This is a genomic window from Actinomyces oricola, assembly GCF_004104015.1.
In the GTDB taxonomy this organism is placed as follows: Bacteria; Actinomycetota; Actinomycetes; order Actinomycetales; family Actinomycetaceae; genus Actinomyces; species Actinomyces oricola.
Genome location: NZ_RYFV01000012.1, coordinates 19,789 through 38,640, shown reverse-complemented (window position 1 = coordinate 38,640; position 18,852 = coordinate 19,789). Strand labels below are relative to the sequence as shown.

Sequence of the window (18,852 nt, the reverse complement as noted above, 5' to 3'; positions counted from 1 at the left end):
GGGGTGACAACCATGGTTGTCACCCCACACCCGGGCTTGGCGCACTGGAGCAACGGCCCTCGCGGCCCCGGCTGCACTCGCCCCGCCCCATTTGGGGCAGCCGGTGGGTTGGCCGGGGCGGAGGGGCCGCTCAGCGCTTGCGGGCCGCCTCGGCGTTCTTGCCGGTGGACTGGGCCGCCTGTTCCTGCGCAGCGGCGAAGGCGTCGGCGTCGTCCTCCTCACGACCAGGGGTCTTAAAGCCGAACCTGGCAATGAGGAAACGGAAGAGGAAATAGTAGATGGCCCCGTAAACCAGGCCGATAACCACCAACAAGATCGGGCCCTGGATCGCGCCACCGGACAGGTCGGCGGACTTACCGAAGTTCAGCACGTAGTCAATGGCCCCGGCGGAGAAGGCGAAGCCGTCCTTAATACCCAGGAGGTTGACAACCGCGAGGGCGGAACCGGTGAGCACCGCGTGGATGGCGTAGAGCGGGAAGGCCACGTAGGCGAAAGCGTACTCCAGGGGCTCGGTAATGCCGGTGAGGAAGGCCGTCAGGGCCACGGAGATCATGAGCGCCCCCGTGGCCTTGCGGCGCCGGGGCAGGGCCGAGTGCCAGATGGCCAGGGCGGCACCGGGCAGGGCGAACATCATAATGGGGAAGAATCCGGTCATAAAGCCGCCGGTCCAGGCATTGGTGCCGTCCACGCCGGAGAAGAAACAGGTCAGGTCGCCATGAGCGGTCTCGCCGGCGGCCGTCGTGCACTCACCGAGCTGGAACCAGGGGATGGAGTTAAGCAGGTGGTGCAGGCCGAAGGGGATGAGCAGCCGGTTGACGGTGCCGAAGACGAACGCCGCAATAGCTCCGGCCGGGCCGCCCTCCGTGCCGGCGTGCATGAGCCAGCCGCCGAGCTTGTCGTTAATGAGCCAGTTAAAGGCCGGGTAGACGGCACCCAGGACGACGGCAATACCCACCGCCCACAGGGAGGTGATAATTGGGACGAAGCGCCGGCCGCCGAAGAAGGCCAGCCAGTCCGGCAGCTTGGTGCGGTAGAACCGCTGCCAGAGCAGGGCCGCCACAATACCAATAATGATGCCGCCCAGGACCCCGTAATTAATGGTGTCGGGCTTGTCGGCGCCATCGCCGCCGGCCCCCCAGTAGGGGGCCAGAACATCCAGGACGCCCTTGAACACGAGGTAGCCGAAGAGCCCGGCCACCCCGGTGGAGCCGTCTGCCTTCTTGGCGAAGCCCACGGCCACGCCGACGGCGAATATGAGTGGAAGGTTGTCGAACACGGCTCCGCCCGCGGCGGCGAAGACGTCGGCCACCGGCTGCATCCATGGCAAATGCGAGGATAGGCCGCCGCCGGCGCCGTCGGAGCCGAGCATGTCCCCTTGGCCCAGGCGCAGGAGGAGGCCCGCGGCCGGGAGGGTGGCGATCGGCAGCATGAGCGAGCGCCCGAGTCGTTGTGCGGCTGCGAATGCGCCGCCTGACCTCTTCTTGTCAGACACGATGTACTCCAAAGTGAGGGAGGTGCGGCCTGCCAGCCGCAGTGATGGGAAACCGCTGAAGGGGCGGCCTGTCATGACGGCTCGACGTCGAACTCGTCTGGACCAGTGGTACTAGCGAAACGGATCGGATATCAGATGTCAAGTGCTCGCCCTCCGCCCCCGACTCGGCGTGCGAATCCGCCTCCCCCCAAGGCACAATGGATGCGTCCGCCTCCAGCACTCCCAGACCGGGGACAACGATGCCAGCCTTGAGACCACCGGCAAAGTACATGGTGGTACGAGACCACCTCCTGTCCCTGATCGAGGGCGGACTGGAGGCCGGCGCCCCGGTGCCCTCCGAGCGCGAACTGTGCCAGACCTTCGGCGTCTCCCGCATGACCGTGCGCCAGGCCATTGACACCCTGGTCGTTGACGGGATCCTGGAGCGCCAACAGGGCCGGGGCACCTTCGTGGCGCCCCCCAAACTCGACCTGCAGCTGCGGCTGACCTCCTTCACCCAGGAGATGCGCCGGCGCGGAATGGAGCCGGGCGCAGTCTTCCTCCTGGCGGAGACCATCGCCGCCCCGCCCAATGCCGCCACCGCCTTGGAAATCGAGACCGGGGCCAGGGTCTACCACCTGCGCCGCCTGCTCACCGCGGACTCGACGCCCATGTCCATTGAGGAGAACTGGGTCCCGGAGGCGCTCCTGCCGGGACTGCTCGACGACGGCCTGGGCTTTTCAGTCTATGAGCGGCTCACGGAGGCCGGGCTGACCCCCGAATGGGGCGAGGACGTCATCGCCGGCCATGCCGCCACCCCAGAGGAGGCCACCATCCTCTCGGTGCAGCCGGGCGCGCCGACCTTGGACATCACCCGCCGTACCTTCCACGGCCACCAAGCGGTGGACTACTCGCGTTCGGTTTACCGCGCCGACCGCTACACTCTGTGGGTGCCGGTGGCCGCCCCCCGGCCGCCGTCAACACGCAAGGGGGCGCCGCGCCGCAAACGCCCCCGCGAGTCTTCCGCCCCTTGAGGACGACGCCACGGCAGACCGGCTGGACAGCGGCGCTCAGGTCTGCCAGGATGACTACTGGTATGGACCACTCGTCGGTCTGGGGCATTGCCGCCCGAGTACCGCATCCCTGCCGTACCCCAGCCAGGGCCGGTTGACGCCGGCACAACCCAGGAGAGCACCCATGTCCCAAGCCCAGAGAATCGTCGACGCCCTCGGCGGCTTTGACAACATTGTCGAGATCGAGCCCTGCATTACGCGCTTACGCTGCGAGCTGGAGGACGCCGACGCCGTCGACGGGGCGGCCCTGCGGTCCGCGGGGGCCCACGGGGTGGTCACGGTCGGGAACATCGTCCAGGTTGTTGTCGGCCCCAATGCCGACACCGTTGCGGAGGATATCGAGGACCTTCGATGAGCATCCCCGTCCGGGCACCACTGGCCGGCCGGATCGTGCCTCTCACCGAGGTCCCCGATCCGGTCTTCGCCGGCATGCTTGTGGGACCCGGCCTGGCCATTGACCCTACGCGCGATGACAACCACCAGGAGGTCACGGTCACCGCCCCGGTCGATGGCCGGATCGCCAAGCTGCACCCGCACGCTTTTGTCGTTGCTGCTGATGACGCCCGCTGCGTCTTGGTGCACCTGGGGCTGGACACCGTCACCCTCGCCGGAAAAGGGTTCTCCCTGCATGCGACCCCCGACCAGGAAGTGCACGCCGGTGATCCGATAGTCACCTGGAGCCCGGCGAGTATCGAGGCCGGCGGGCTGAACCCGATCGTGCCCATTATCGCCCTCCAGGCCGAGGCCTCAGCCCTGAGTCCAACGGCCGGCGGAAGGGTCGTGGAGAACGGAGAGGTGGTCATGACCTGGTCCTGAGGCGCCCCGACCACCCCGTCGAGGCACCATCACACCATCCGTCCGGACAAGCGCCGCGGTGGGGCGGGATCGAAGAAACGATCCCGCCCCACCGCGCCTCGTTTCAGGACTGCCGGAGCTCGGAGCGCACCGCCGCCAGGAGGCTGCTCAGACGGGCGTTGTCCGGCAGATCCTCCACCAGGACCACCTCCCCCGCGGAGTCCGCCAGGGGAATCTTCCAGTTCGGGTACTCCTGATCGGTGCCCGGCTGATTCTGGCAGCGCCGCTCACCCACGCCGTCAACTAGGGCCACCCCCACCAGGGCGGAGGGGGTGCGCACAATGTAGCGATGCAGGGCCTCAACGACCTCGCGCTCAGTGGGGTCCTTCCGCAGCAGGCCATGCTCCCGCAGGCGGGCCAACATGCGCTCGCGCTCAATACGGGCCTCGACCCGCACCTGCTCAATCGGTTCGGTGAGCAAACCCAGGCGCTCGCGCAATTCAACGTGCTCGTCGGCCAAGTAGCCGGCAGTCGGCGGCAGGTCGTGGGTATTAACCGTGGACAGGGCCAGGTGCCGGTAAGCCTCCGGCTCAAGGGGCCAGCCGTCATCCTGCTTCTCGAACCAGAGCACCGAGGTGCCCAGGACCCCCCGGCTGGCGAGGTAGTCACGGGCCCAGGGCTCGACTGTGCCCAAGTCCTCGCCAATAATGACCGCCCCGGCCCGGTGGGCCTCCAGGAGGAGGACGCCGACCATGGCCTCATGGTCGTAGCGCACATAGGCGCCCTGGTCGGCCCGCATGCCCTCGGGGACCCACCACAGGCGGAACAACCCGATAACGTGGTCGACGCGCAACGCGCCGGCATGGCGCAGCACCGTGCGGACCATGTCGCGCAGCGGGGCGTAGGAGGTTTCGGCCAGGCGCAGCGGGCTCCACGGCGGCTGGGACCAGTTCTGCCCCAACTGGTTGTACATGTCCGGCGGGGCGCCCACCTCGGCACCAGTGGCAAAGGCCTCGGGGTTGGACCATACATCGGCGCCATAGGGGTGGACCCCCACGGCAAGATCATCCATGATGCCCAAAGACATGCCGGCGGCCTTGGCCTGGGCCTGGGCCCGTTCCAGTTGCTCGTCAACAATCCACTGGAGCCACGCGAAGAAGTCAATGCGCTCCTGCAACTCATGGGTCTCGCTGACCACCTGGGCCGAGTGCGAGTCGCGCAGGGCCTCGGGCCACTGCGACATCTCACCGTATTTCTCGGTCAAGGCGCTCCACAGGGCGAAGTGCTCCAGCCCTTCGCCCTGCTCGGCGCGGAAACGCTCGAAGTCGCGCTGGCGGGCGCGGGAGCGGCCGGCCGCGAAGATGACCTCAAGGGCTTCTCGTTTAGCGTTCCAGGCGGTGTCGCGGTCAATGGGCTCGGCGTTCAGGTTGGCCTCTTGAACCTCCTCCAGACCCCACTGCACCAGGGAGCGGCGCGGCCCGGACAGGCGGGATGACTCCAGAATGTTCTCCGGGCGGATGTAGATGGGGTTGACAAAACGGCGGGTGACCGGCAGATAGGGCGATGGCGTCATCGTGCCGGCGGGCTCGGCGGCGTGCAGGGGGTTAATGAGAAGGAAGTCGGCCCCCTCGTCCCCCAGGAAGCTGGCGAGTTCAGCCAGGTCATCGGCGTCCCCCACACCCCAGGAGCCGCGCGAGCGCACCGAGTACAGCTGTGCCATAACACCCCACCCGCGACGCCCCAGGGACGCGGGCAGTTCCAGGTGGTCAGGGGTGACGGCCAGGCTGGCGGTTGCCGTGCGCACATTCTCCTCTCCCTCGACCCGGACCCGAGCCACCAGGGTGTGCCAGCCCAGGGGCAGGTCCAAGGGCAGGGCGAAGGTGGCACGGCCAATGAGGACGTCGTCGACCTCACGTGGTGAGGTGCGGTCCTCAACCCGGGTCAATTCGCGGGTGCCACCGTCCTCGAGTGCGACCCCCAGCTCCACGCCCGCGCCCTCGGGGGCGTGGACGGCGACGGAGGCCTTCGTGCCCTGGCGGGCGACGACGGTGGGCGGCAGGATCCTGCGCCAGGGGGCGAGGTCGGCCTCGGTAATGGAACACTCAATCTGCTCGTCGCTACTGGCGTCCACTCCCAGCGCCGTGAGGACGGCGACGAGTGTTTCACGCGAGGGCGCGGCGAGGTTGCCATGATAGTCCCAGTATTCAGTGGAGACTCCATGGATTTCGGCGAGGTGCTTGAGTCGCTCTCCGGCGGGCTCGTGAGCGTTTCTCTGCTCTGTCATGTCGTGGATCGGCCTTGCATTCGGTCGCGCACATGCGCGAGGAAGCGCCACCGCGGATGCGGTAGCGCTGGGGACGTGACGGGAACGAGTGTGCCTGAATCCTCAAGGCGACGCAGCTTTGACTCGCAGGCAGGTCCACTCATTTCTGCAAGGATTTCACACTCGGGCGCCGCCATGCCAGCGGAGCGCCCATCAAGAAGCCGTAACCATGAAAAAACTGTCACCCGGCCGGATGCCTTTACACGCAGGTGCGCGCCGGCCGGCACCGCCGGCGCCGCGACCGCAGCGCCGGCCGGCGCCCGACCGCGGGCCTCCGCACCCGGCCCCGGGGTCCTGGCGGCAGGGGGCGCTCTTCGCCCGTCTGCCGGCCCTGCCGGCCCTGTCAGTCGAGCGCGGCGATCTCACTGGCCAGGACGTCCGCCGTCGGGCCGACGACCACCTGGACTACCCGCCCGGAGCGCACAACGCCGAAAGCGCCGCTGGCCCGCAGGGCCTGCTCATCGACCTTCTCCTGGTCCACGACCTCCACCCGCAGCCGCGTGATGCAGGGCTCAAGGTCGGTAATGTTGTCCCGGCCCCCCAAGCCGGCAACGATCTCGGATGCTGTGCTCATATCTGCTCCTTCTGGCGCTCGGCGTCCACCCTGGTGCCGCTGCACACCCGGGCGTGTCCGGGGCGTGCGGGGCGGCCAGCGCTGCTCGTGTTCGATATCACTTTATCCCAGTGCGACAGCACCCACACCTTGGCCGGGCCGGTGGCGCAGGCGCGCAGCCGGGCCGGTTCCCTGTCAAACGTTGTTCATCCCTGGGCGGAAACGCCACGCCGATTCCGACTCCCGTGCAGAATGGGGTGTGACACCCGCCTCCGTCGATGTTGAGGAGCACCGAATGGTCCCGTCCGACGCCAATCCCACTTCGCTGACCGGCATCGGGGTCAGCCCCGGCCTTGTCGCCGGTCCGGTCGCCCGCATGGCCCCCGGTATCAGCGAGCCCGAGATCGCCAGTCTTGATGCCAGCCGCGACATCGAGAAGGAGTGTGAGCGCATCGCCGCTGCCGCGCAGACCGTCAAGAAGGGCCTCGTGCTCTCAGCGGCTGAGGCCAAGGGCGAGGGCCGCACGCTTCTGGAGACCACGGCCCAGATGGCCGCAGACCCCACGCTGACTTCGTCGGCCCAGGCCATGGTCCGTGAGCGCCGCCTCGTCCCCGAGCGCGCAGTCTGGGAGGCCGCCGGCACCCTGGCTTCGATGCTGGAGTCCCTTGGCGGCTACATGGCTGAGCGCACCCGAGACGTCGCCGACGTGCGCGACCGCATTGTCGCGGTCCTCACCGACGCTCCCATGCCCGGCATCCCGCGCCTGCCCGAGCCCTTCGTTCTGGTGGCCGAGGACCTCGCCCCGGCGGACACCGCCCTGCTGGACCCCGAGAAGGTCGTCGCCTTCATCACCTCCGAGGGCGGTCCCACCTCCCACACCGCGATCCTCGCCCGCGCGCTGGGCATGCCCGCAATCGTCGGCACTGGGAACAAGGTCACCGACCAGCTCCACGACGGCGACATTGTCCTGGTGGACGGCACCAAGGGCCTGATCACCGTCAACCCGAGCGAGGATGCTCTGCGCCGGGCCCGCGAGCTCGCCCAGCGAGTACGCGTCTTCAACGGCGACGGCGCCACCAAGGACGGCCACGAGGTCCAGCTGCTCGCCAATGTCGGCGACGCCGCCGGCGCCCGTTCCGCCGCCGAGGCCAATGCCATGGGTGTGGGCCTGTTCCGCACCGAGTTCTGCTTCCTGGACCAGCCGGAGGAGCCCAGCGTCGAGGATCAGGTCGAGGCTTACCGCGGTGTGCTGGAGGCCTTCCCCGGCAAGAAGGTTGTGGTGCGCACCCTGGACGCAGGAGCCGACAAGCCTCTGCCCTTCCTCACCGACGCCACCGAGGCCAACCCCGCCCTGGGCGTGCGCGCCTACCGCACCACCCGCCGCGACCCCGAGGTCCTGGAGCACCAGCTCGAGGCCCTGGCCAAGGCCGAGGCCGAGACCAACGCCAAGGTATGGGTCATGGCCCCAATGATCTCCACCAAGGATGAGGCGCTCGCCTTCACTGAGAAGGCCCGCTCCTACGGCCTGAAGACCGCGGGCATGATGATCGAGGTCCCCTCGGCCGCCCTCATGTCGGACAAGCTCTTCGAGCACGCGGACTTCGCGTCCATTGGCACCAACGACCTCACCCAGTACGTCATGGCCGCCGACCGGCTGCTCTCCTCCCTGGCGGATCTGTCCACTGCGTGGCAGCCGGCCGTGCTGCGCCTGATCAAGCAGGCCTGCGACGGCGCCGCCCCCAAGGGCCGCCCGGTGGGCGTGTGCGGTGAGGCCGCCGCCGATCCGGCTCTGGCCGTGGTCCTGGTGGGCCTGGGGGTGGCCAGCCTGTCCATGACCGCCCGCGCCCTGCCCGACGTGGACGCGGTTATGAAGTCCGTGACCCTTGATGAGGCCAAGCGCCTGGCCGAGATTGCCATTAACGCCGGCACCGCCGAGGAAGCTCGCACCGCTGTGCGCGCCGAGCTGCCCATTCTGGAGGACCTCGGCCTGTGACGACGCCGTACCCCGTCCCCTCCGCCACCGAGGAGCCCCTAGGTTCTGTTACGCGGGTCCTCGCCCTGACGGAAGGGGACGGGGTCGACTCGTTCCTGGGGACCTCCTTACCCCAGATCTCAGGGCGGATCTACGGTGGTCAGGTGGTCGCCCAAGGGCTGCTCGCCGCCGCGGCCACGCTTATCGACGACGGCGATGGCGAGCGCCTGCCCCACTCCGTTCACGCCTATTTCATGCGCGGCGGCGACCCCAATGAGCCGGTGGCTTTCAACGTTGAGCGCCTCCACGACGGCCGTTCCTTCTCCCAGCGCCGTACCACGGCGTCCCAGAACGGCACTCCGATCCTGGCGATGATCTCCTCATACCAGGAGGAGCAGGAGGGGGCCGAGGTTCAACTCCCCGCCCCTGACGTCCCGCGCCCCGAGGAGATTACCAGCGCATTGGAGATCTTCCGCACTATTGACCACCCGGTGGCCCGGTTCCTGGGGCGTACCGCGGCCTTCGATCTGCGGCACGTGGAGGGCAGTATCTATCTGCGGCCCGCCCCGGAGGCCACCGGGGTGCAGCATCTGTGGATGCGCGCCCGTGGGCGGGTGCCCGAGCAGGCGGCGCAGACCGTGCATCGGGCCCTGTTGACCTACGTGTGCGACCAGGTCATGCTGGAGCCGGCGTTGCGCAGTCAGGGCCTTTTTTGGCGCAGTGAGGGAATGAGCCTGGCCACCCTGGACCACGCCCAGTGGTTCCACCGGGACGTGGACGCCGGCGATTGGATGCTCTTCGTACAGGACTCGCCGAGTTCCCAGGGAGGGCGGGCCGTGGCCCGGGCGCAGGTGTTCGACTCCTCCGGCAGGCTGGTGTCGACCATTGCCCAGGAGGGCATGATCCGCACGCCCACCACGACGACGCGGGGCTCGGGTCGCTGGGGCATCCGCGTGGACGGGGAGGACTGAAGCGCGGAGAGAGCCGCGAGATCGCAATTGAGGTCCCAATGTCCTGGGAGGCCTGGGGCCACCCGCGGGTTCGGCGCTCAGCCCTGCGTCTCTGTCTTCCGGTCCCGCGGCCGCAGGCGGCCCGCCTCCATGGTGAGCGTGCGGTCAGCGAACCTCATTGCCTCGTCCTCATGCGTCACCACCAGCACGGCCGCACCGTCGTCCGCCGTCTCGCGCAGCAGCCTGAGAACATCCGCCGTGCTCTCATCGTCGAGGCCGGCGGTCGGCTCGTCGGCGAGGACGGCGCCCGGGCTCATGAGCAGGGAGCGGGCGACAGCCATGCGGCGCAGTTCACCCCCGGATAGCTCATTCGGTCTGGCTGGCGCCAGTGATGCGATGCCGACCGCTTCCAGCAACTCCTCCGCACGCTGCAGAGGTGGGGGCTGCCTGGAGTACAGGACTGCCGGGAGCAGGACGTTCTCGAGCACGGTCAGGCTGCGCAAGGCGGTGTGTCCTTGTGGGACAAGGCCGATCCGTGCGTTGCGCAGCCGCGACCTGGCCCTCTCGTCCAGCGAGTACATATCCGTCTCGTCCACGGACACGACGCCCGATGTCGGAGTGAGCATGCCAGCCAGCATGCTCAGCAAGGTGCTCTTGCCGCTCCCGGAGCGCCCGGTGAGGACGGTCAGGTCCCCCACCTTCAGATCGAGGTCCAGCGGCCGCACCGCGGCGAGAACATCACCGCTCTTACCCGCGCGCGGGTAGTTCTTCGAGACGCCTGTCGCACTAATCCTCATCTCACTCGCCCTCCGTGAGCACGAGGCTCGGGTCCGTTCTGTTGATGATCCTCACCGAGACCCATGCCGACACCACCGCGGCGAGGCCGACGCAGGCCAGCGAGAGGACAGCCAGTGCCACGATCATGCCGGCAGGAGGCAGGACGAAGGCCCCGAGGACCTGCCTGACCAGGCCGTGGAAGGAGTAGAGCAGGACCGCCGAGACAACGATGCCGACCAGGCCACCGCCGAGGTCCGCAGTCATCGCCTCCTTCACGACTATCCGCGCGATCGTACCGCGGGCGGCCCCCATCGCTGTCAGGGAGGCGAACTCCCTGCGTCGCTCGTGGGTCATCTGGGCGAAGACGAGGACGGTCATCGTCAGGCCGGTCACCCAGGCGATAGCGATGAGGACCGCCACCGTGTGTGAGATCGTGGCCAGGCTGTCCGCGATGCTCGAGACCATGTTCTTGGAGGTAACGGCGGTGACGCCATTAACCTGACGCTCGATGTCAGCAGCGACAGCATCAATATCGTGTCCGGGCCTGACCCTGATCGACACCGATGAGATAACGTCCTCGGAGGCGACGTAGCCGTACTTGTTGAGATGCTTGTCAAAGGAGGACTTCAGGACGGTGCTGAAGGTAGTGAAGTTCATGTAGACCGCATTGTCCAGCGTGGATCCCGTGGGCGCGAACTGCCCGACAACGCGCAGGTCGTTGTCGAACAGGCGAATAGTACCGTCGTCGGAGGTCACGTTGCTTCCGATAACAATGTCCATGTTACCGATCTCGCCGTCGCCCAGGGTGTCGGCGATCCACGGCTGGACCGTGAAGTCGGTGGCGGGGTCGAAGGCGATGATCTGGACTCTTGCCGAGCAGCAGCTCGCCCGGGTCGAGGCGAGGAACAGCTGGGCCGAGGCCCGCTCGACGCCGTCGACCGCGGCGGCCTGGTTGAGCTTGTCGGCCTCCATGTAGAAGTACCCCGGCTCGGCCTGGACCAGGACGGTCTGCGCATCAAAGTCGTCGCGAGCATCATCTGGGATGACGAGGATATCGGCACCCAGGCGGGCCTGGACCGTCTCCAGGCTCTGCCGGACACCTTGGACGAGCATGGTGCCGCTAAAGATGACGATCGTCATAAGCGCCGTGAAGGTAACCAGGGTCGCCGTGCGCGCTGGGTACCCGCGCAGGTTTCTCCACGGAAGTCCTCTGAGTGACAGCACGCGATTCACCTCTCTCAGTCTTGTCCTCAAGCCGTCAGGAGCTCCTGGCCACCCTGTGCGCGCATGACCCTTCTGACGGTCAGCCACGTGCTCGCGGATCCGAAGGTCAAGGAGACGAGCAGTGTGGTGCCCGCCGCCATGAGTGCCCATGCCGGGGTGAGTCCGCCGCCGCCGTCGAGCAGGCCGTCGCTGACGGCGAGCAGGCCGCCGGCCAGCGCTACTCCCGCGCAGGCCCCGAGGGTGTGAACGATGAGTGCCTCGTACAACATGACTCGTTCAACTGTGGCGCGCGATGCCCCGATCGTGTGCCACACGTGGAGCTCTTGCCGCCTGCCACCTATGAACAGGGACTGGGCGACGGCCAGGGCAACGAGCACGACCAGCCACGCCAGGGCCGCTATCGAGGCGACCACGCCCGTGTGGTGGTGGATGCCGGAGGCGGTGAGGGCCAAGCCCTCGTCGGCGTTCACAGCAGTCACCTTCCGCACGTAGGTGTTGATCCAGGCGGCTGTACTCTCCGCGCGGTCCCGGTCGGCCAGGCGCACCAGCGCGACGGAGTAGTCGCACCGGGGGTCGACGGAGGCGTAGGTTTCGACCCCCTGGGCAGTCGAGGCATCAATGAGCCTGCTCAAGGTGTCCATGCTGACCATGACAGCGCGGTCCAGGTCAGAGCCGGTCCGCGCCAGATGGGCGGTCACGGGCAGCTCTCGACCGAACAGCGTGACGGTTCCAGGGCCATCAGTGAGCACCTCGCTGCCTGCGACAACGCCGTCGCCCGGCTCTGCGTCGGCCCCCTCCTCCAACCAGGGGGCAATGACGAAGTCAGTCTGCGGATCGTAGCCGACGATCCAGATCGTCTCCCCGCCCGGCAGAACGCCCTTGATATAGACCTGGTAGGAGACGGACTCGATGTCGTTGTTGAAGTCCATGCGCGAGAGCACAGACCGGTCCTGGTAGGACTCCACCGGGGTGCCGAGCATGGTGATCCGGTCCTTGTGCAGCGTCTGGAGGGCGGAGGTCGGGTAGACCAGGAGGTCGGCGCCCAGTCGTTGCTCCGCCAGGGCGAGCTCGTGGCGAATGCTCTGGACAAGTGTGAGCCCGCTGAACAGGCAGGCGGCCTGGGTCAGGGCGAGGACGAGGACCACGACGGCGCGCACGGGGTGGGCGCGGATGCTCCGGAAGGGGATTCTGCGCAGGGACAGGAGTCTGCTCACTGCCGGTTTCTCTCCGCTTCGGCGACGCTCAGCCACAGGGCGGGGCGCACCGCGAACTCCACGTCCGCGGACGCCCCGGCAACAGAGGGTGTCCCGGAGACGCTGACGTACTGCGCGGCGTAGGCGTACGTACCCGGCGAGCGCAGCCACCAGTCCGCTGTGCCGCTGTCCGGATCGACATACAGCCGCCCTCTCGTCGCGTACGCGCTCGCAGGGGCGCGGCCGACGGAGTACCGGTCCTCCTCACCGCCCATGTAGATGAGGGCCTGTGTCTGGCTGAGCGCGAACACGTGGTCGGTCGTCGCCGCCCCACCCTCCGTCCCGACCACGGTCTGGTCGTCGTTCTCATTGTGCGTGGGCACGATGATGCTCCGCTGGTCCTGCGTGAACGCCGCCCGCAGGAACTCACCGTTCAGCCACGCGCGCAGGTCACTGGTCTCCCACGTGACGGCCTCGAAGGGGGTGCGGTGGTAGGGGCGGCTGTCCAGGCAGTCGGCGGCGAGCAGGAGCAGTTGGTCCTCGATCCTGTCAAGGACTATCCACCGGATGGGCTCGGCGCCGTTGGACAGGTCCCCATCCTGCTCGTAGGTGCCCAGGAGGACCGTGTCGTCCTTCTGGGCCGTGCGGTACGGCAGCGCCGGGTCGTCAGCGACCAGCTCCGCCGCCCGCTGCGCGGAGTCGCGGTAGCCACCGAGCCCGCTGAGGATCCCATATGCCTCATCGGTCCACCCGGCCTCTGCCAGGCGAAGCGCCTGTGTGTAGCAGGCCTGCCTGTGCACGCCCCATCCGACGAGGGCCGCTATCACGACCAGCGACACCAGCGACACCAGGGTCGTGGATCTGGTGCCGGTCGCGCGGACACCGCGACTGGTCATGACAGGCCGCTCCTTGTCTCGTGCTGTGTTCCTCGATGTGCCCGCGTGCCGACAGCCTCAGGCAGGATCCCCAGACCGTCGCAGCAAGGCGGCCAGGGCACCGACGCCGGAACTGGCGATGAGGACGGCCATGATCCTCACATAAGGCTGGAAGACCGTGTAGCAGCGCATGGTGCGCATCATGCACATCGGACAGATGACACCGGGGACGAAGAAGACGACGACGGAGCCGACGACGGCGAGCGCCTGCACGACGATCCTGACGATCCTGTTGGTGACCAGGAAGGAGGCACCGAAGAGGAGCCCCAGCCCGCCGCCGCTGGCGGCTACGGTGTTCTGACAGCTGTGGCAGTGCATCCAGGTGCCGTCGGGCCTCTGGTCGCACGCGGAGAAAAACGTGGTCACCCCGAGGGCGAGCAACAGGCTGAGTCCCGCAGGGACCAGCGGTACAAGGCGGCTCTTGTTCGACATAGAGTGCGCTCCTCAGGGGTTATCAAGGTGTCGGTCGAGAGTGTTCGGCGACCCGGGGCATCACTTTCGCTGGCAGTTCCGGGCAACCGCCACCGCCAGCACCAGGTAAGCCTACCCTAACTTAAAGGCGTACTGGGAGCCACTGGCGACCGCACACCGCAAGGCGCTCATCAAGCACGCTGGGCGATGCAGCCGATCTCAACGAAGAGGCCAGCCAGCCCCATCGGTCAGTCCCAGGGGTCCAGCATCTAGCCCTGGCGCCTGCGGGAGCCAAGGTTCCTTCCGTGGCGCCAGGAGAGCACGGCGAACGCCACGAACATTGCGGCCACGATGAGCCGGGTGGTCAGTGAGTTATTGGCGGCGTTCTCCGGGCTGGGCTCGAGTGCCTCGATCGCAGCGGTACCAGCGAAGAAGACCGCCATGACGTACCAGACGCCCTGCCTGCTCCACAAGCGCGGCCTGGTCGTGAACGAGCCAGGAGCTGGCAGAGACACAGGCGTCAGCGAGGAAGGAGGAGGTACGGGCGCTGCTGCCACTGGGAGCGGTCCTGGGGCTGTGTACGGCGAGGCCGTCGGCGGCGGGACTGCCCCGCGCCTTGCCAGCAGCAGTCCCTGGGCCCGCCCATTGACTGGAACCATGTCCGCGCCCTGCCGCTCGATAAACAGGGCCAGGCCGTGAGCGTCCGCAAGCGCCACGGCGTCGTCGGCGTAGCCAGCACGGGCGAAGACCAGGCGGTTCTTACCGACCATCGAGGCCGAGCTGCTCGCAAAGCGCATGAGGTCTGCGCCGGTAACGAGCTGAGCCCCGGAACGAACCTGGGCTACCGCGCTCACGGCGATGATATCGACTCCGGTATCAATCGTCGGGTCGTGAACCGTGGCGTCAGGGAACCCGTTCACCCGCATCCACGCCACCGCCGCCTGCTCCTGGACAGACATGTGAACCTCCTGAGCACTACCGGTACCGACCACCAAGCCGACCCCAAGAAGCCTATGTATCAAGCCAGTCCCGAGTCTGCCGTAGGCACATATCAAAACGGTCACAGCCACCCCGGGACCGCTCAGCCACGGGCCGACGGCGGAGACCACCTGGTGCGGTCTCCGCCGTCGGCCGTGAGTAGACGCCCTCGGCTCCTCAGTCGCGTGTGTTCGGGCACGGCCTCCAACACGCTCAATCGCCTCGGACGCTCGAGCAAGCTCGGCGCCGCTCGGCTCAGTCGCGTGTGAGCCTGCGGTAGGTGACGCGGTGGGGGCGGGCGGCCTCGGCGCCCAGACGAGCCACCTTATTGTCCTCATAGGAGGCGAAGTTGCCCTCGAACCAGTACCAGCTGGCGGGGTTGTCCTGCGTGCCCTCCCAGGCCAGGATGTGGGTGGCCACGCGGTCGAGGAACCAGCGGTCGTGGGTAATGACCACAGCGCAGCCGGGGAACTCCAGCAGGGCGTTCTCCAGGCTGGAGAGGGTTTCCACATCCAGGTCGTTGGTGGGCTCGTCCAGGAGGATGAGATTGCCACCCTGCTTAAGGGTCAGGGCCAGATTGAGGCGGTTGCGCTCACCGCCGGAGAGCACGCCCGCGGGCTTCTGCTGGTCGGCGCCCTTGAAGCCGAAGGATGCCACGTAGGCGCGCGAAGGCATTTCGACATTGCCGACTTTAATGTGGTCCAGGCCGTCGGAGACGACCTCCCACAGGGTCTTCTTCGGGTCGATGCCGGCCCGAACCTGGTCCACATAGGACAGTTTGACGGTCTTACCGATCTTGAGTTCGCCGCCGTCGAGCGGCTCCAGCCCCACGATCGTCTTGAATAGGGTCGACTTGCCCACGCCGTTAGGGCCGACCACTCCCACTATGCCGTTGCGCGGCAGCGTGAAGGACAGGTTGTCAATGAGGGTGCGCCCGTCGAAGCCCTTGCTCAGGTGGCTGGCCTCGAGGACCTGGCTGCCCAGGCGGGGGCCCGGTGGGATCTGGATCTCCTCGAAGTCGAGCTTGCGGGTGCGCTCAGCCTCGGCGGCCATCTCCTCGTAGCGGGCCAGGCGGGCCTTGGACTTGGCCTGGCGGCCCTTGGCCGAGGAGCGCACCCACTCCAGTTCCTCCCTGAGGCGCTTGGCGAGCTTGGCGTCCTTCTTGCCCTGGACCTCCAGGCGCTTCTCCTTGGTCTCCAGGTAGGTGGAGTAGTTGCCCTCGTAGGGGTAGAGGTGGCCGCGGTCGACCTCGGCGATCCACTGGGCGACGTGGTCGAGGAAGTAGCGGTCGTGGGTCACCGCGATAACAGCGCCCTTGTAGGAGGCCAGGTGCTGCTCGAGCCACAGGACGGATTCGGCGTCCAGGTGGTTGGTGGGCTCATCGAGGAGAAGCAGGTCGGGGGCCTCCAGAAGCAGCTTGCACAGGGCCACCCGACGGCGCTCACCACCGGAGAGGTGCTTGACCGGTGTGTCCGGCGGCGGGCAGCGCAGTGCGTCCATGGCCTGCTCCAGCTGGGAGTCGAGGTCCCAGGCACCTGAGGAGTCCAGGGCGTCCTGGAGGGTTCCCATTTCAGCCAGGAGGGTGTCGAAGTCGGCATTGGGATCGGCCATGGCCGCGCTGATCTCGTTGTAGCGGTCCAGCTTGGCCTTGATCTCAGCGACGCCCTCCTCAACATTGCCCAGAACAGTCTTGTCCTCGTTGAGCGGCGGCTCCTGCAGGAGGATGCCGACGGTGTAGCCGGGGGCCAGCCACGCCTCTCCATTGGAGGGCTGGTCGATGCCGGCCATGATCTTGAGAATGGAGGACTTGCCGGCGCCATTGGGGCCGACCATGCCGATCTTGGCTCCGGGCAGGAAGGCCATGGTGACGTCGTCAAGGATCACCTTGTCACCGTGCGCCTTACGCGCCTTAATCATCTGATAGATGTACTCAGCCACAGGTCTGTACGCCTTTCGTCAGGATGTGAGCTGGACGGGTTGCGCGCACACCCCAGAGGCATCCAGGGAGGCCGACAGCGCGCACTGCCGCCCAGCCTAGGCCAGGGCCGGGCGAGCGGCGACGACCAGCGGGGTTAGACCGCGCACGCTCGCCGCCTCCGCCCCTACACGCGGCTCAAGCGGCCGCTGCGCACACCGATGAAGAGGATGGCGGCGCCGACGACGGCCCACAGCAGGCCATTGACGATCCACGTGGTCGGGCCGTTGGGAACACCCAGGTGATGACCCAGCATGTTGTTGGCCAGGTGGAGACCTCCATGAACGCCGATGGCCGCCCAGGTTGTGCCCGAGACCATGCGCACCGTCATGGCGGCGATGGCGAATCCGCACGGCATGATCAGATAGATGATGTGCTCGGCCACTCCCTGCTGCCCGCCCTGGGAGATCAGATGGATGAGGGAGAAGGCCAATACGCTGATGATCGCCGCTTTGCGGGTGCCTCCCAGGGAGGAGAAGAGCCAGCCGCGCCAGATCAGCTCCTCTGGAACTCCTTGCAGGAGGAAGCCCACGGCAATGCCGGCGATGATCTGGCCCCAGGCGGAGTCGCCCGAGGGTTCCAGTACCTCTCCGCGGGCTCCCAGGATGTGGGTGATCCCCGCGGTTGCGCACAGCACAGCCGCTGCTATCGCCGCCATCACCAGCATCCACGCGATGGCGCGCCCGCTGGGGCGCATGCGCAGATCGACGCCGCGCCCGCGATCCAGCGTGCGCCACAGGAGGCAGCACATGACCAGGGCGGCTACGGTGGCCAGGGCAAAGGCCGCAGTGCCCACGGCATAGGCGACCACGAGTCCCGTAGTCCCTCTCCCTATAACATCCCCATTGAGCAATTCGCGGATTCCAGGAATAGCGGTCATGAGAGAGGGGGCCATGGCTGCGATAATTGTCACGGCGATGGCAATGACCACGCGCAGGATCACGCCGCCCGGACCGGGAGTGTTCGTTGTTGCTGCCGGGTGATCCGCCGCTCCGCCGTCAATCATCTCTGACATCTGTGAATGATGGGCGCCGGATTCTTCTCGACTTCCGCGATTCTGGACCCGTGTGACCGACTGATGCACATCTTTGTGATATTCGCTCATGGCCACCAAGTTACGCCGGCATCGGAGTCGCCCCAAGAGGACGGCGCGTGAATCAGGGGCTCACCGCCAGATTCCAGGGCTGACTCAGGGCGCTCCCTGAGCAATCGGAGCGCCGCCTGGGGCCGGGAGACCCTGCACATGTCGGCGGCCGCGGCCCGGGGGCCTTGGGGGACGCTGTGGCACAGCGACACCACGGTGACCCCCACCTGCCGGCCCGCCGTTGAGCGGCACCTCCAGCCCCGGCTCCGACGAGAAAAACTCAGTGATATTCTCATATCTGTCAGCAACACGAATGCGGAGGGTTGAATGAGCAATGGATTAGCTCGAAGGTCGGGCCGGTAATGGCCGCCCAGGCGATGCACGTGCTTGAGACTCGACAACTCCTCATTGGCTACGCGGGACGCGCATTATGCGCTCCCATCGACCTGAGCGTGAGCCCTGGGAATGCGGTCTTCGTCGTTGGGGTCAACGGGGCCGGAAAGTCCACGTTTCTGCGCACCTGCCTGGGGCTGCACCCTCCGATTGACGGGTACGTCCGACTCATGGGGAAGAACCCGAATCCAGCCTCGCCCTCGCAGCGTACAGCTGTTGCTCGCGACCTGGGCGAGGAGGCCTTTTTTCCGGCTCTCAGCGTCCAAGAGCACCTGAGCATGGTCTGCTTCGGGCATGGCGTTGATGAGGGGCCGATCCTGGACCCGCTTCTTTCCGCATTGGGCCTCGATGCAGTCAGCGACGCGATTCCGGATCGGCTCTCGTCAGGACAACGACGCCGTCTGGCTCTTGCTGCCGTGCTCGTCCGCCCCAGAAGACTCCTCGTCCTCGACGAGCCGGAGCAACGCCTCGACATGTCTGCTCGGGCGGTCTTGGCCGAGCGCCTGCTCTTAGAGCGCGAGGCCGGCTGCGGACTGCTCATCGCCTCCCACGACCCCGCGCTCGTCGCAACATGCGCCAGCACCGTCCTGCTCCTCGGCAAGGAGAACCATGTGCTGAGCGCGGACCAGGGCGCCGAGGCGCTGAAGGAGGGCGGATGAGCCGCGCCCCTGAGACCTCAACGCCCCCCGGGCTCCTAGCAGTGCGCCGCTGGACGCGCGCTCGGGTGCGCGCCAGGCGCCGAGCC

Annotated in this window: 17 protein-coding genes; 6 read left to right on the top strand and 11 right to left on the bottom strand. The window is 67.3% G+C overall.

Features of this window, described 5'->3' with window-relative positions; all coding sequences use genetic code 11:
• Positions 1 to 130 precede the first annotated feature (130 nt).
• Positions 131 to 1,492 (bottom strand): PTS transporter subunit EIIC, encoded by a 1,362-nt coding sequence (locus EUC46_RS06365; RefSeq protein WP_241655436.1) that lies wholly within the window; start codon positions 1,490 to 1,492, stop codon positions 131 to 133.
• Between the two features lie 239 nt (positions 1,493 to 1,731).
• On the opposite strand from EUC46_RS06365, the gene EUC46_RS06360 reads away from it, so the two are divergent.
• The 3 genes from EUC46_RS06360 to EUC46_RS06350 all read left to right on the top strand — a co-directional run bounded on the left by EUC46_RS06360 (position 1,732) and on the right by EUC46_RS06350 (position 3,360).
• Complete coding sequence (locus tag EUC46_RS06360) at positions 1,732 to 2,505, top strand: GntR family transcriptional regulator (RefSeq protein WP_128773350.1); 774 nt, start codon at positions 1,732 to 1,734, stop codon at positions 2,503 to 2,505.
• 163 nt (positions 2,506 to 2,668) lie between these two features.
• Positions 2,669 to 2,899, top strand: coding sequence for a PTS sugar transporter subunit IIB (locus EUC46_RS06355; protein WP_128773349.1), 231 nt, complete (start codon positions 2,669 to 2,671; stop codon positions 2,897 to 2,899).
• Entirely contained in the window at positions 2,896 to 3,360 is a 465-nt protein-coding gene (locus EUC46_RS06350) for a PTS sugar transporter subunit IIA (RefSeq protein ID WP_128773348.1), read from the top strand. The genes EUC46_RS06355 and EUC46_RS06350 overlap by 4 nt, the downstream gene beginning before the upstream one ends.
• Before the next feature lie 103 nt (positions 3,361 to 3,463).
• Here EUC46_RS06350 and malQ read toward each other — a convergent pair whose 3' ends face one another.
• Positions 3,464 to 5,623: a 4-alpha-glucanotransferase gene (gene malQ, locus EUC46_RS06345; RefSeq protein WP_128773347.1), complete on the bottom strand. Its 2,160-nt coding sequence runs from the start codon at positions 5,621 to 5,623 to the stop codon at positions 3,464 to 3,466.
• A gap of 382 nt (positions 5,624 to 6,005) precedes the next feature.
• Complete coding sequence (locus EUC46_RS06340; RefSeq protein WP_277750482.1) at positions 6,006 to 6,281, bottom strand: PTS sugar transporter subunit IIB; 276 nt, start codon at positions 6,279 to 6,281, stop codon at positions 6,006 to 6,008.
• Positions 6,282 to 6,510: 229 nt separating this feature from the next.
• Here EUC46_RS06340 and ptsP point away from each other — a divergent pair, with 229 nt between their 5' ends.
• Positions 6,511 to 8,208, top strand: a complete 1,698-nt coding sequence (gene ptsP / locus EUC46_RS06335) for a phosphoenolpyruvate--protein phosphotransferase (protein WP_128773390.1) — start codon at positions 6,511 to 6,513, stop codon at positions 8,206 to 8,208.
• Positions 8,205 to 9,158: an acyl-CoA thioesterase gene (locus tag EUC46_RS06330; protein ID WP_128773345.1), complete on the top strand. Its 954-nt coding sequence runs from the start codon at positions 8,205 to 8,207 to the stop codon at positions 9,156 to 9,158. Before ptsP ends, EUC46_RS06330 begins: the two co-directional genes overlap by 4 nt.
• Before the next feature lie 77 nt (positions 9,159 to 9,235).
• Here EUC46_RS06330 and EUC46_RS06325 read toward each other — a convergent pair whose 3' ends face one another.
• The 8 genes from EUC46_RS06325 to EUC46_RS06290 all read right to left on the bottom strand — a co-directional run bounded on the left by EUC46_RS06325 (position 9,236) and on the right by EUC46_RS06290 (position 17,645).
• Positions 9,236 to 9,934, bottom strand: a complete 699-nt coding sequence (locus tag EUC46_RS06325) for an ABC transporter ATP-binding protein (RefSeq protein WP_128773344.1) — start codon at positions 9,932 to 9,934, stop codon at positions 9,236 to 9,238.
• Between the two features lies 1 nt (position 9,935).
• Positions 9,936 to 11,054 (bottom strand): ABC transporter permease, encoded by a 1,119-nt coding sequence (locus EUC46_RS06320; RefSeq protein WP_338324469.1) that lies wholly within the window; start codon positions 11,052 to 11,054, stop codon positions 9,936 to 9,938.
• A 110-nt stretch (positions 11,055 to 11,164) separates the two neighbouring features.
• Positions 11,165 to 12,352: an FtsX-like permease family protein gene (locus EUC46_RS06315; protein WP_128773342.1), complete on the bottom strand. Its 1,188-nt coding sequence runs from the start codon at positions 12,350 to 12,352 to the stop codon at positions 11,165 to 11,167.
• Positions 12,349 to 13,227, bottom strand: coding sequence for a DUF6273 domain-containing protein (locus EUC46_RS06310; protein WP_128773341.1), 879 nt, complete (start codon positions 13,225 to 13,227; stop codon positions 12,349 to 12,351). Before EUC46_RS06310 ends, EUC46_RS06315 begins: the two co-directional genes overlap by 4 nt.
• Positions 13,228 to 13,284: 57 nt before the next feature.
• Positions 13,285 to 13,698, bottom strand: a complete 414-nt coding sequence (locus EUC46_RS06305) for a DUF4418 family protein (RefSeq protein ID WP_128773340.1) — start codon at positions 13,696 to 13,698, stop codon at positions 13,285 to 13,287.
• Between the two features lie 248 nt (positions 13,699 to 13,946).
• Positions 13,947 to 14,636: a hypothetical protein gene (locus EUC46_RS06300; RefSeq protein WP_128773339.1), complete on the bottom strand. Its 690-nt coding sequence runs from the start codon at positions 14,634 to 14,636 to the stop codon at positions 13,947 to 13,949.
• A gap of 274 nt (positions 14,637 to 14,910) precedes the next feature.
• Positions 14,911 to 16,593, bottom strand: a complete 1,683-nt coding sequence (ettA, locus tag EUC46_RS06295) for an energy-dependent translational throttle protein EttA (RefSeq protein ID WP_128773338.1) — start codon at positions 16,591 to 16,593, stop codon at positions 14,911 to 14,913.
• 164 nt (positions 16,594 to 16,757) lie between these two features.
• Complete coding sequence (locus EUC46_RS06290) at positions 16,758 to 17,645, bottom strand: CPBP family intramembrane glutamic endopeptidase (RefSeq protein ID WP_128773337.1); 888 nt, start codon at positions 17,643 to 17,645, stop codon at positions 16,758 to 16,760.
• A gap of 431 nt (positions 17,646 to 18,076) precedes the next feature.
• Between EUC46_RS06290 and EUC46_RS06285 the strand changes: the two genes are divergently transcribed.
• The gene (locus tag EUC46_RS06285) at positions 18,077 to 18,766 is read left to right on the top strand and encodes an ABC transporter ATP-binding protein (RefSeq protein WP_241655435.1); all 690 of its coding nucleotides are present in this window, start codon (positions 18,077 to 18,079) and stop codon (positions 18,764 to 18,766) included.
• Positions 18,767 to 18,852: the final 86 nt, after the last annotated feature.